Origin of the sequence: Lichenibacterium dinghuense, assembly GCF_021730615.1 — a bacterium.
Lineage (GTDB): Bacteria > Pseudomonadota > Alphaproteobacteria > Rhizobiales > Beijerinckiaceae > Lichenihabitans > Lichenihabitans dinghuensis.
Map to the genome: position 1 here is coordinate 4,889,849 of NZ_JAJLMN010000001.1, position 13,018 is coordinate 4,902,866.

A 13,018-nucleotide genomic window follows, 5' to 3' on the forward strand; every position below is an offset into this window, starting at 1 on the left:
AGCGCCCCCGCGATGACCGCTACGGCCCCGATCGACGAAGGGCGCGCGGTGCCGCTGTCCAAGACGGCGCGCACCATGGCCAAATACATGAGCCAGGCCTGGACGGCGCCGATGTTCGGCCTCACGGCCGAGGTCGACATGACCGCCGCCAACGCGCGCAGGGCGCAGCTGAAGGGCGAGGGCGTCACGCTGACGGACGTGATCGTGCAGAGCTGCGTCAGGGCCATCAAGGCCCATCCCAAGCTCAACGCACATTTCCGCGACGACGCCGTCGTGTTCTACGACGACGTCAACGTCGGCCTCGCGGTCGCCAACGACAAGGGCCTGATCGTGCCGGTCATCCACGGCGCGCAGGAGCTGTCGCTGTCCGAGATCGGGGCGCGGCGGCGCGAGCTGATCGGCAAGACGCGCACGGGCGGCCTCAAGGTCCCGGACGTGACGGGCGGCACCTTCACGGTGTCGAACCTCGGCATGTTCGACGTGACGCGCTTCACGGCGATCATCAACCCGCCGCAGGTGGCGATCCTGGCGGTCGGCAGCACGGTCCATCGCCAGGTGTGGAACGGCGGCGAGCCCGCGTGGCGGCCGGTCGCCGAGTTCACCCTGACGAGCGACCACCGCGCGGTCGACGGGGCCGCGGCGGCGGGCTTCCTGCAGGCGCTGAAGAAGGATCTCGAAGCGGGGGACGGCGCGGCCTGACGCGGCCGCCCTGTCCCGCTCCGAGGCGACGGACCCGGCCGACCGGCCGGGCACCCGAAGACCGCATCACCGAAGAACATATCCACGGAGGAAACGAAACGTGAGCAAGCACGCCAACCGCCGCCTGTCCCGCCTCACCCTCGGCACCGCGGCCTGCGCGCTGGCCCTGTCGGCGGCGCTGCCCGCCTTCGCGGCCGACAAGGGCTCCATCGGCGTCTCGGTCGCCGACCAGAAGTCGCTGTTCTACGTCGCCGCCGTCGAGGGCATGAAGGCCGAGGCCGCCAAGCTGGGCTACGACCTCCGCATCGCCTCGGCCAGCAACAATTCGAGCCTGCAGATCAAGCAGGTCCAGGACCTGCTGGTGCAGAACGTCAAGGCGCTGATCTTCATCTCGCAGGACTCGACGGCCGCCCAGGCCGGCGTCAAGGCCGCCAACAAGGCCGACGTGCCGGTGGTGGCCGTCGACGAGAAGCCGGAGGCCGGCGCCGGCAAGCTCGTCACCTACATCGCGACCGACAGCGTGAAGGCCGCCCGCGACCTGTGCACCTGGGCGTTCAAGCAGATGGGCGGCAAGGGCAACATCGCCATCCTGCGCGGCGTGCTGGGCGCCACCGCCGAGCTGCAGCGCTCGCAGGGCTGCAAGGAGGCCCTGAAGGAGTACCCCGACATCCACGTCGTGGCCGAGCAGACCGCCAACTGGGACGAGACCGAGGCCTACAAGGCGACCCAGAACATCCTGACCGCCAACCCGAAGCTCGACGCCGTGTTCGGCGAGTCCGACGCCATGGCGATGGGCGCCGCCAAGGCGGCCAAGCAGGCGGGCCGCGACGGGCTGATCTACTTCGGCATCGACGGCTTCCCGACCATGTTCACGGCCGTGAAGTCCGGCCTGACGCAGGCCACCATGGCCCAGAACCCCTACAAGATGGGCGTGATGGCGGTGGACGACGCGGTGGCGGTCATCACCGGCGGCGGCAAGGACATCAAGCCCGAGCAGTACATCGACACCACGCTGATCACCAAGGACAACGCCGGCACCGAGAAGCCGTCGACCTATTACGGCCCGTCCGCCGACAGCATGCAGTGACGCCGAGCCGGCAAAGCGCCGCTCGGGCATCGGTCCTGGCTCGACCTCCCGGGCTGCGGCGCGTGGAGTGACGGCGCCGGTCCCTCCGCTGTCGTCCCGGGCCCGACCCGGGACGACAGCGTCCAACGTGCCGGGGACGTCGGGGGTACCGCCGACGCCACGCTCAGACCAAAACATCGGAGATCGAGGCGCCATGGCCGACCCGCACCCGACCGGCCTCCGCTGCCGAGGCCTCGAGAAGCGCTACGGCGGCCGCCTCGTGCTCCGCTCCGTCGACCTGTCGCTCATGCCGGGCAGCGTGCTCGGGCTCATCGGCGAGAACGGCGCCGGCAAGTCGACCACCAACTCCATCATCGCCGGGGTGGTGGCGGCCTCGGGCGGCGAGATGACGCTCGACGGCGCGCCCTACCGCCCCGCCTCGCCTTCTGACGCGCTGCACCAGGGCGTGGCGTTGATCCACCAGGAGATCCGCCTGCTGCCGGGCCTCACGGTCGCGGAGAACATGTTCCTCGGCCGGCAGCCGACCGGAGGCCTCACCATCGACCGCGCCCGGATGGTGCGGGAATCGCAGGCGGCCCTCGACGCCCTCGGCGTCCGGGTCGACGCGCGGCGCACCGTCGGCGGCCTGTCCATGGCGGTCCAGCAGGGCATCGAGATCGCCAAGGCGGTGATCCGGAAGCCCCGGTACATCATCTTCGACGAGCCCACGGCCTCGCTCGGCGAGGCCGAGGCCGAGCGCATCTTCGCGCAGATCCGCGCCCTCAAGGCCGGCGGGGCCGGCATCGTCTACGTGTCCCACCGCCTCGACGAGGTGCGCGAGGTGTCCGACCGCGTCGCCTGCCTGCGCGACGGCGAGAAGGTGGCCGACTGGGACCACGCGCCCGCCAAGCAGGACATGATCAACGCCATGGTGGGGCGCGACTTCACCTTCGAGCACCACGCGCCGCCGCCGCGCGGCGAGCACGTGGTGCTCAAGGTCGAGGGCGCGAGCCGCGGCAAGGCCTTCCGCGACGTGTCCTTCGACGTCGCCGAGGGCGAGATCCTCGGCTTCGCCGGCCTGATCGGCGCCGGCCGCACCGAAGTGGTGCGCGCCATCTCGGGCGCCGACCGGCTCGACCGCGGCAGCATCCACGTCGACGGCCGCCCGGTGAGCTTCAAGAGCCCCAGGGGCGCCATCAAGGCCGGCATCTTCATGGTGCCGGAGGACCGCAAGGGGCAGGGCCTGCTGCTGGAGCGCGCCGTGGGCGAGAACATCGCGCTGCCCTGGGAAAGCAAGATCGGGCGCGGCGGCATGGTCACGGCCGCCGGCATCGACCGGGTCGCGCAGGACCAGAAGCGCCGCTTCGACATCCGCGGCCGCATGGCCTCGCCGGTCGGCCGCATGTCCGGCGGCAACCAGCAGAAGGTGCTGATCGCCAAGTGGCTCGTGGAGAACCCCAAGGTCTTCATCATCGACGAGCCGACGCGCGGCGTCGACGTCGGCGCCAAGATGGCGATCTACGAGATCATCCGCGGGCTGGCGGCGGCCGGCGTGGCCGTGATCGTGGTGTCCTCGGAGCTGGAAGAGGTGCTGGGCCTCGCCCACCGCGTGTTGGTCATGTCCGGCGGGCGGCAGCGCGGGATCCTGTCGCGCGAGGAAGCGACGCCCGAGCGTGTCATGTCGCTGGCGGTCGCGGCATGACCCGCCGCCCGCCGCCGCGACGATAGAACGAACAAGCGAAGCCCCGGGAGGTCCGACGTGCTCCAATCCACCAACGCGACAGACGCGGCCCACGCCGGCGCGCAGGAGAGCGCCAAGGAGCGCGCCCTCGGCCTGGTCCGCCTCGTGCCGGGGCCGCTGATCGGCCTCGTGGTCGTGATCGTCGTCCTGTCGTACCTGTCGCCCTACTTCCTGACGACGCGCAACATCGTCAACATCTTCAGCCAGGTGTCGGACATCGGCATCATGGCGGTGGGCGCCGCCCTGGTGATCATCACCGGCGGCATCGACCTGTCGGTGGGCGCCGTGCTGGCGTCGAGCCTGATGGTGAACGCGTGGCTGTACCGCTACGGCGGCGTGCCCTTCCCGCTGGCCGTGGTGGCTGGCCTGCTGTTCGGCACCGCCGTCGGCTTCGTCAACGGCGCCCTCTCGACCTACGCCCGCATCCAGCCCTTCGTGGCGACGCTCGCCACCATGTCGGCCTGCTCGGGCTTCGCGCTGTTCATCACCGACGGCAGCCCCATCACGACCTTCCCGGACTGGTACACGAACATCACCGCGATCAACGTCCTCGGCGTGCCCTTCGAGGCTGTGATCCTGGTCACCATCTATCTCATCACCGCCTTCTGGCTGCGCTACCGGCCGAGCGGCCGCGCCCTCTACGCGGTGGGCGGCAACGAGGAAGTGGCGCGCCTGTCCGGCCTCGACGTTCAGCGCATCCGCGTCGGCACCTACGCGATCGCGGGCTTCCTCGCCGCCCTGGCCGGAATGATCGTCGGCTCGCGGCTCGACTCGGCCCAGCCCACCGCAGGCGTCAACGACCTGCTCAGCGTCATCGCGGTCGTGGTCATCGGCGGCGCCTCCCTGGCCGGCGGCGCCGGCTCCATGCTCGGCACCTTCATCGGCCTCCTCACCATCGGCGTGCTGCGCAACGGCATGGGCCTGCTCAACGTGTCGCCGAACCTCCAGCCCGTCGTGATCGGCGGCGCGATCATCCTCGCCGTCCTGACGGACCGGCGCTCGCGCCACTGACGCGCGCCCGCCACCCGCGTAGCCCCGCCCGCGCGCGGGGTCGTCCCAGGAGTACCCCCATGCCGCTCGACCTCGAACTGTCGGACCTGAACGACCTCGACAGGATCCGCGACGCGCTGTCCCGCAACGATCCGCGCGGGCAGTTCACCGCGCTCAGCATGGACAGGCTGACCATCGCCGACGACGCGGTCGACGGGCTGATCGCAGCGGTCGAGCGGCAGCTCGCGCGGGCCGGGCGGCCCGCGGCGCGCGACACCCGCGTTCGCCTCGTCGCCGACGCCGTCACGATCCGGCGCGACGGCCGCGACCTCAAGGCGGACGTCTTCGCGCGGCTGAGCGAGCGCTTCGCCGCGGAGCGCGTTACCCTCGACGACGGCCAGCCGGCCCTCCACGCCGACGAGGCGATGCAGGACCGCGCGGCCGAGCTCTGCGTCGGCGCCGACTGCATCGTGTCGGTCGGGGGCGGCACCATCACGGACATCGCCAAGATCGCCGCCCTGCGCAACGGCGTGCCCGTGCACGTGGTGGTGCAGACCGCAGCCTCGGTCGACGGCTTCACGGACAACTTCTCCGTGGTGCTGCAGAAGGGCGTGAAACGTACGCTGCTGACGCGCTGGCCCGACGAGGTGCTGACGGACGGCCGCGTGGTCGCCGGCGCCCCGCCGGCGCTGAGCGCCGCTGGCCTCGGCGAGATGCTGTCCATGTTCGTGGCGCCCGGCGACTGGCTGCTGGCCTTCAGGCTCGGGCAGGACGACTCCTACACGCCCGTGCTGGTCGAGATGCTGGCCGTCTGCGGCGCGGGCATCCGGGACTGGTCGGTGGGCGTCGGCCGGGCCGAGGTCGACGGGCTGCGGCGCCTCGCCTCCGGCCTCGCCATGCGCGGCATCGTCACCGGCGTCGGCGGCACCAGCGCGTCGCTGTCCGGGATGGAGCACCTCGTCAGCCACATGCTCGACATGCACGGCGCCGAGACGGGCGAGCCGACGGGGCTCCACGGCGCGCAGGTCGGCGTGGCCTCGGTCATCGCCTCCGCGGCCTGGGAGCACTTCTGCGCCCGCATGGAGGCGGAGCCGATCGATCCCGCGCGCCTGTTCGGCGACGCCGGAGTCTGGGAGGACCGCGTCCGCACCGCCTTCGCCGGGCTCGACCGGACCGGGCGCCTCGGCGGGCAGTGCTGGGGCCACTACCGGCTGAAGCTCGCCAAGTGGCACGCCAACCGCCCCGCCGTGGAGCGCTTCTTCGCCGACTGGCCCGCCATCCGCGACGCCCGCGACGCGGTCGTGCTCAAGGCCGATGCCGTGGCGTCATGCCTCCACGACGGCCGCGCCCCCAAGCGCTTCGGCGATCTCGACCCCGCCCCGTCCGAGCGGCTGATCCGCTGGGCCGCCCTGAACTGCCAGTTCATGCGCGAGCGCTTCACGGTGGCGGACCTCCTCACCTTCGCGGGCTGGTGGGACGAGGAGGGCGTGACGGCCGTGTTCGACCGCGTCGAGCGCGCCTGCGCGGCGGCCGAAGCCGGGGCGAGGGCCGCATGACGCGCGACCTCGTCGTCGGGCTCGACGTTTCCACCACCGCCGCGAAAGCGGTGGTGTGGGACATGGGCGGCCACGCGGTCGCGGAAGGGCGGCTGTCGATCCCGCGCGCGAGCTCCCATCCCGGCTGGGGCGAGCAGGATCCGGCCGACTGGTGGCGCGCCACCGTCGAGGCGCTGCGCCGCGCGACCGCGCAGGTCGACGGGAACCGGATCGCCGCCCTGTCGATCGCCCACCAGCGCGAGTCCTTCGCGTGCCTCGACGCGGAGGGCGAGGCCGTGCGCCCGGCTATCCTGTGGCTCGACACGCGGGCCACGGCGGAGATCGTGGCCCACGGCGACGCGCGGGTCCACGAGGTCACAGGCAAACCACCCAACACGGCGACGAGCTGGTACAAGCTGCTCTGGCTCCAGCGGCACGAGCCCGACGCCATGGCGCGCACGCGCCGGGTCGTCGACGTGCAGGCCTACCTCGTCCACCGCATGACCGGGCGATGGCGGACCTCCTTCGGCAGCGCCGACCCCATGGGCCTGCTCGACATGCGCGCCTTCGCGCTCGACGCGGAGCTGCTCCGACGTGTCGGCCTCGCGGCCGAACAGGTGCCCGAGCTGTCCCCCTCGGGCGTCGAGCTCGGCCGCCTCGCGGACGGCGTGGCAACGGCCGCGGGCCTGACGCCGGGCCTGCCGGTCATCGCCGGCATCGGCGACGGGCAGGCGGCCGGCCTCGGCGCGGGCATCACGGCGCCCGGCGCCGCCTACCTCAACCTCGGCACCGGCATCGTGTCGGGCACGTTCAGCGCGGACTATCGCTGGGGACGCGAGTTCCGCACCATGTGCGGGGCCGCGCCCGGCACATACATGCCCGAAACCTTCATCGGCGGCGGCACCTTCAACGTCAGCTGGTTCGTGGACCAGTTCTCGGACGCGGACGTGCGGCCCTTCGGCCTCCAGGACTCGGCCGAGCGCATCCTCGAGATCGCGGCCGAGAAGGTGCCGGCCGGGTCGGACGGGCTGCTGGTCCTGCCCTACCTGTCGGGCGCGCTGTCGCCGTATTGGGACAGCGACGCCCGCGGCGTCTTCCTCGGCCTGTCCGCGCATCACGGGCGCTCCCACATGTATCGGGCCCTTCTGGAGGGCCTGGCGATGGAGCAGCGGCTGTCGACCACCGGCGCCGAGGCGGCGCTGGGCGTGCCGATCGAACGCCTGCGCGTGATGGGCGGGGGCTCGCGCAGCCCGCTCTGGTGCCAGATCGTCGCCGACGTGCTCGGGCGCCCGGTGGAGGTCACGCGCGAGACGGAGACGACCTGCCTCGGTGCCGGCATGCTGGCCGCCGTGGGCGCGGGCCTCCACGCGAGCATCGCCGATGCCGCCGCGGCGATGAGCGGGACGCGCGAGGTCTATCGTCCGCACGCGCCGACCGCGTCCTTCTACGGCGACCTCTACGAGGTGTACCGCGGGCTCTACCCGCGCCTGCGGGACAGCTTCGCGCATCTCCAGGAGGTGTTGAAGAGCCGCGGCGCGGCCGGGGGCTGACCCCTCCGGCGGGGTCAGCGGCGGTCGAGCAGGAAGGCCGCGGTGTTCTCGTCGCTGACCAGCGCGGTGACGAAGCCGCCGCGCAGGCTGGCCAGCAGCGCGTCCCGCTTGAGCTCGCCCCCCGCCACGGCCATCCGCCGCGGGATCGCCCTGAAGTCTTCGAGCGAGATGCTGATCGGGTTGATCGACGGGGGGAGCTCGACGGGCTGGCCGTCCCGGTCGATCCAGCGGCACACGATGTCGCCCACGGCCCGGCGGTCCGCCAGGAACCGCCTCTGCTCGGGGGTGATGTGGCCGATCTTGAAGAGCGTGGCCTCGTCGTGCATCGCCCCCATGCTGTAGACCACCGTGGACGCGTTGCGCGCCAGCTCGAGGGACTCCCGGATGCCGGGGTCGTTGGCGAGCCCGGCCGCCGTCGCCTCGTCTTGGACGTAGACCGGGGCCAGCAGCGGGCGCACGGTCGCGCCGAAGCGCTGCCCGACCTGCGTCGCGATCTCGTTGGTGTTGGTGCCGAGTTCGGCGTTGTGGAGGCCGCCCACCATGGCCACCACCTGGACCCCGGGCACCGTGTTCTGGCCCACCAGCGCGTCCGCCATGGCCTGCATGGTGCTGCCCCAGCTCACGGCCAGCACGGCGTCCTCGACCACCAGGGCGGCCAGCAGCTCGGCCGCGGCGCGGCCGAGCCAGCGCTTCTGGATCGCGCCGTCGTCCGCCACCGGCACGATGCGCACGCTGTCGAGCCCGTAGGCGCGCTCCAGGTCGCGCTCGGCGCGGAACATGCCGGAGGTCACGTTGAGGGTGACCTTGACCAGCCCCTCGTCCTTGGCGCGCCGGAGCAGGCGCGTGACGGTGCTGCGGCTGACGCCGAGCAGCCGCGCGATGTCGCCTTGCGTCAACTCCTCATGGTAGTACAGCCAGGCGGCGCGGGCCACATCGCTTCCGCTGGTGTCGAAGTCGTTCATCGGTCCGCCTTTATCGACCCATGCCTGCGTTGCAATCGCTTTTTTTCGCTGATACAAATGTGCAAGCCATAAAAATATGCGTCAGCAGACGTGACATCATCGGGAGGAGGCAGACCCATGCTGATCGGAGTCGATCTCGGGACGTCGATGATCAAGGCGGCCGCTTTCTCGCCCGAGGGTGAGAGCCTGGCGGTGGCGTCGCGCCGGCCCACCCTGCGGCATCTCAGCCACGACCGGATCGAGCAGGATTTCGAGGAGGTCGTCGCCGCGGTGGGGACGGTCGTGGCCGAGGTGCGCGCCGCGGCGGCCCGCGAGCCGACCGCGGTCGGCATCACGGGGCAGAGCGACGGCCTGTGGCTGCTCGACGCCGACGGCCATCCCGTCCGCCCCGCGGTCTCCTGGCTCGACGGGCGCGGCAACCCCTATCTCCAGCGCTGGATGGACGACGGCACCTACGAGGCCGTGTTCCGGCGCAACGGCAACGCCATGTTCGCCGGCAGCCACGCCCCGCTGATGGCGGCCCTCGCCGACGGCGATCCCGCCGCGCTCGACCGGGCCGCCACCGCGAGCTACCTCAAGGACGGCATCCTGCAGCGCCTCACCGGCGTCCGCGTGACCGAAGCCTCGGACGCGTCGCTGCCCTTCCTCGACACGCGCACGCGCCAGTACGACCCCGAGATCCTGCGCCTGCTCGGGCTGGAGCGCCACGCGCGCCTGCTCGCCCCCGTGGCGCCCTCGCCGGCCCGGGCCCATCCGCTCAACGCCGCCGGCGCCGCGCTGACGGGGCTGCCCGTGGGCCTGCCCGTCCATGCGGGCCCGTTCGACCTGCCGGCCTGCGCCATCGGGGCGGGCGTCGACCGGCTCGGCGACGGCCTCATCACGCTCGGCACCACCCTGGCCTGCCAGGTGCTGCGGGATGCCGTGGACACCACGGGCGAGCCGATGGGCATGACGCTCTGCATGCCCGAGGAGGGACGCTGGCTGCGCGCCGTGCCGGCCATGGTGGGCACGGCCTCGCTCGACTGGGTCCTGGCCCTGGTCGGCGCCAAGCCGCCGGAGCTGGAAGCGCTGCTGGCCGAGAGCCGCCCCGGAGCTCGGGGCGTGACGGCGCTGCCCTATTTCGCCGCCACGGGCGAGCGGGCGCCGTTCTGCGACGTTTCGGCGCGCGGCCAGCTCGTCGGGTTGACGATGGGCACGGGGCGCGCGGACCTGGTCATGGCGGTCTGCGAATCCGTGGCCTATGCGGCGCGCCACTGCATCGAAGCGGCGGGCCTCGACGGGCGCCTTTCGGTCTGCGGCGGCGGCGTCGGCTCGCGGGTGTGGGTGCAGATGGTGGCCGACGTGCTCCAGCAGCCGTTGCACATCGCGCGCCGGCCCGAGGTGGGGGCGCGCGGCGCCGCCATGGCGGCGATGGACGTGACCGGCATCGCCTACGACCGCGAGGCCTGGACGCGCTCCGAGTATGTCGTCGAGCCGCGCCAGGGCACCGCGCATTACGAGGACGGCTTCGCGCACTACCTCGAGACGGTCGCCTCGGCGCGGGCGCTGTGGCACAGCCCCGCGCGGCGTCGGCTCGAAGCCGCATCCCGCTCCGCGGCCTGAGGGGGCCGCGGCCCGGGGGCTCACGCCGCCCCGGCCCGCGCCGCGAGCAGGCGCTTGGCGATCTCGACGAAGCCGCGGCCGCCGCCGCCCCGCGTCACGTAGGCGGGCTCGGCGTCGATGCGCCCCGCGAAGTCGCGCACGCCCGCCACCCCGCAGGCGTTGGGGAAGAAGCCGAACATCGGCGCGTCGTTGGGGCTGTCGCCCACGAAGATGATGCGGTCGCGGTCGCGGTCCACGTCGAGGCCGGCGACGTCGCGCGCGAAGCGCCGCGTCATCGACAGCTTGTCGTACTGGCCGAACCAGCCGTTGACGTGGATCGACGACACCTTGGCCACGGCCCCCATCTCCTCGAAGATGGCCTTGATGCGCGCGACGGCTTCGGGCCCGAGCGGCGCCACGTCCTCGCAGAAGTCGATGGCGAGGTCCGCCTCGCGGTAGGCCTGGTCGGCCGACACCGCCGAGCCGGGAACCTCGGCGAGCACGCGCTCCTTCACGGCTTCGAGCCGCGCGCGGTTGGCGGCCCGCTCGGCCTCCGTGGCCGCGAAGGCGCGGCGCATGGTCCGTGCCGCCCGGTCGTAGGCGAAGTAGAGCGCGCCGTTCTCGCCCACGATGCCGGCCACGGGCCAGATCCGGGCGATGAGGTCGCACCAGCCGGCGGGCCGGCCGGTGATCGGCGCCACGACGAAGCCCGCGTTCGAGAGGTCCTCGACGGCCCGGTAGGCTTCCGCCGGCAGGCGCCCCTCGTGGGTCATCGTGTCGTCGATGTCGGTGAGGACGAGACGCACCCGCGCGGCCTCGTGCTCCGGCATGTCCTCAAGCGGACGCATGGCGTTCCTCCCCGGTCTTACGTCGGACCTCCGCGATTGCGAGCGGCCCGTCGGGCCCGTGTTCGGGCTGACGCAAATGTGGCACGGTCGAACATCTGCTTCAAGCGGCCGCGATGCGGGCAGGGCGGATCTATCCAGGCCGCGCGAAAGCGGGATAAAGAGGCGGCTCCTCGTCGCCATCCTCCGACGGACGTGACACGACCCCATGCGGCCCCGCATCCTCCGCCTCGCCCTCGCGGCCTCGCTCGCCGCCGCGCCGCTCGCGTCCGCGCCGTCCCTCGCCGTCCCCACGCCGGCCGGCGGCGAAACCGTCGCCGAGGCCATGTGCCGTCTGATCACGAGCGCGGCGGACGGCCGGCACCTCCCCGTCGGCTTCCTCACGCGCCTGATCTGGCAGGAATCGGCCTTCCGCGCCGAGGCCACCTCGCCCGCCGGAGCGCAGGGCATCGCCCAGTTCATGCCCGGCACGGCCGCCGAGCGCGGCCTCGCCGACCCCTTCGATCCCGAACAGGCCGTGCCGGCCTCGGCCCACCTGCTCAGCGACCTCGCGGCCGAGTTCGGCAACCTCGGCCTCGCCGCGGCGGCCTACAACGCCGGCGCCCGGCGCGTGTCGGACTGGCTCGCCGGCCGCGGCGGCCTGCCGTCCGAGACGCGGAACTACGTCGAGCGCATCACCGGCCGCTCCGCCGAGGACTGGGCCGCCGACGCCAAGGCGCACGAGACGCACGACCTCGCGGTCGAGCCGCAGACGTGCCTTCAGCTCGCCTCGACCCTGCGCACCGCCCCGAGGCGCGCCGGCACCATCGCGGCCATCGAGGCGCCCTTCGCGCCCTGGGGCGTCCAGCTCGCGGGCAATTTCTCGAAGAGCTTGGCCCTGGCGGCCTTCGCCCGCGCGCGGGCGAAGCTCGCCGGCGTGATCGGCGATGCCCGCCCGATGGTGATCGGGACGCGGCTCAGGACGCGGGGGACCCGCGCGTTCTACCGCGTGCGGGTGCCGGCGCCGACGCGCCAAGCCGCCGACGACCTGTGCCGGCGCATCCAGGCGGCGCAGGGGGCCTGCGTGACGCTCAGGAGCTGACCTCCTTGCCGGGCCACTCGCACAGGTCCGCCACCGCGCAGCGCCCGCAGGCCGGGCGGCGGGCCGTGCAGGTGTCGCGCCCGTGCCGGAACAGCCACACGTGGGCGCCATCCTTGTAGCGGTCCGGCACGGCCGCGAGCAGCCCGTCCGCCACCGCGTCCGGGGTTCGGCCGGGGGCCAGCGGGATGCGGTTCGACACGCGGAACACGTGCGTGTCGACACCGATCACGGGCTCGTCGAAGGCGAAGTTGGCCGTGACGTCCGCCGTCTTGCGGCCGATGCCGGGGAAGCGCTGCAGTTCCACCGAGCTGCGCGGCACCGCGCCGCCGAACTCGTCGATCAGCATGCGCGACAGCGCCACGATGTGGCGCGACTTGTTGAGCGCCAGGCCCACCGGCTTGATGATCTCGGCCACACGCTCGCGCCCGAGCGCCAGCACGGCCTCGGGCGTCGGCGCCACCGCGAAGAGCTCGCGCGCTACGCGCCCCACGGTCGGGCCGGTCGACTGCGCGCTCATCAGCACCGTCACCAGAAGCTGGTAGGGATCCCCGCGGCCGAGCCCCGCCTTCGGGTCGGGGTCCGCGGCGGCGAGCCGCGCCATCACGGCCGCGACGCGGTCGGGGGGCGCAAGCGTCCCGGTCGCCGGCTCGCAGGGCGGAAGGGCCGGCGTCAGGCCGTGGACGAGATCCTGGGGCATGCCGGGCGATGTGGGGCAGGGCGCGACGACGGCCAGCCCCGCGGGACAGCGCGCCGTGCCATCCTGAAACGAGAAGAGGCCCGCCATTACATCCGTGGCGGGCCTCCGGCCTTCAGCACAGACCCGAGCCGGAGCTCGGGCCAGAGATCATACAACGCAGAATGAGGCGCTGCTCAGCTCAGTGCAGGGACGACGGCCGCCAGTACATCCGTGGTCGACGCGTCGTCCCGTTCGGCTCTCAGCAGAGATGGGCCAGTATCGCCGAACGTCA

Annotated in this window: 11 protein-coding genes; 8 read left to right on the forward strand and 3 right to left on the reverse strand. The window is 72.7% G+C overall.

Translation table 11 applies throughout. The features are described from left to right. The first annotated feature begins 12 nt into the window (after positions 1-12). From L7N97_RS23470 to L7N97_RS23495, 6 genes are all read left to right on the forward strand, one after another. On the forward strand, positions 13-699 hold the full coding sequence (locus tag L7N97_RS23470) for a 2-oxo acid dehydrogenase subunit E2 (protein WP_237480669.1): 687 nt from the start codon (positions 13-15) through the stop codon (positions 697-699). A 100-nt stretch (positions 700-799) separates the two neighbouring features. Next, on the forward strand, positions 800-1,786 hold the full coding sequence (locus L7N97_RS23475) for a substrate-binding domain-containing protein (protein WP_237480670.1): 987 nt from the start codon (positions 800-802) through the stop codon (positions 1,784-1,786). 193 nt (positions 1,787-1,979) lie between these two features. Continuing rightward, positions 1,980-3,467 carry a sugar ABC transporter ATP-binding protein gene (locus tag L7N97_RS23480; protein WP_237480671.1) on the forward strand — a complete coding sequence of 496 codons (1,488 nt, stop codon included), beginning with the start codon at positions 1,980-1,982 and terminating at the stop codon, positions 3,465-3,467. A 57-nt stretch (positions 3,468-3,524) separates the two neighbouring features. Continuing rightward, positions 3,525-4,517: an ABC transporter permease gene (locus L7N97_RS23485; protein ID WP_237480672.1), complete on the forward strand. Its 993-nt coding sequence runs from the start codon at positions 3,525-3,527 to the stop codon at positions 4,515-4,517. Positions 4,518-4,576: 59 nt separating this feature from the next. Continuing rightward, positions 4,577-6,052 (forward strand): iron-containing alcohol dehydrogenase, encoded by a 1,476-nt coding sequence (locus tag L7N97_RS23490; protein WP_237480673.1) that lies wholly within the window; start codon positions 4,577-4,579, stop codon positions 6,050-6,052. Continuing rightward, the gene (locus L7N97_RS23495; protein ID WP_237480674.1) at positions 6,049-7,581 is read left to right on the forward strand and encodes a xylulokinase; all 1,533 of its coding nucleotides are present in this window, start codon (positions 6,049-6,051) and stop codon (positions 7,579-7,581) included. The genes L7N97_RS23490 and L7N97_RS23495 overlap by 4 nt, the downstream gene beginning before the upstream one ends. A 14-nt stretch (positions 7,582-7,595) precedes the next feature. Here the strand turns inward: L7N97_RS23495 and L7N97_RS23500 are convergent, their stop codons facing one another. Then, positions 7,596-8,543, reverse strand: coding sequence for a sugar-binding transcriptional regulator (locus L7N97_RS23500; RefSeq protein WP_237480675.1), 948 nt, complete (start codon positions 8,541-8,543; stop codon positions 7,596-7,598). A gap of 117 nt (positions 8,544-8,660) precedes the next feature. On the opposite strand from L7N97_RS23500, the gene L7N97_RS23505 reads away from it, so the two are divergent. Beyond that, on the forward strand, positions 8,661-10,145 hold the full coding sequence (locus tag L7N97_RS23505; protein WP_237480676.1) for an FGGY-family carbohydrate kinase: 1,485 nt from the start codon (positions 8,661-8,663) through the stop codon (positions 10,143-10,145). Between the two features lie 20 nt (positions 10,146-10,165). Here the strand turns inward: L7N97_RS23505 and L7N97_RS23510 are convergent, their stop codons facing one another. After that, positions 10,166-10,972, reverse strand: a complete 807-nt coding sequence (locus tag L7N97_RS23510) for an HAD-IIB family hydrolase (protein WP_237480677.1) — start codon at positions 10,970-10,972, stop codon at positions 10,166-10,168. Between the two features lie 205 nt (positions 10,973-11,177). On the opposite strand from L7N97_RS23510, the gene L7N97_RS23515 reads away from it, so the two are divergent. Next, positions 11,178-12,050 (forward strand): lytic transglycosylase domain-containing protein, encoded by an 873-nt coding sequence (locus L7N97_RS23515; RefSeq protein WP_237480678.1) that lies wholly within the window; start codon positions 11,178-11,180, stop codon positions 12,048-12,050. Here L7N97_RS23515 and L7N97_RS23520 read toward each other — a convergent pair. Then, positions 12,040-12,834, reverse strand: coding sequence for an endonuclease III domain-containing protein (locus L7N97_RS23520; RefSeq protein ID WP_237480679.1), 795 nt, complete (start codon positions 12,832-12,834; stop codon positions 12,040-12,042). The two genes, L7N97_RS23515 and L7N97_RS23520, sit on opposite strands and share 11 nt — an antisense overlap. Positions 12,835-13,018 lie beyond the last annotated feature (184 nt).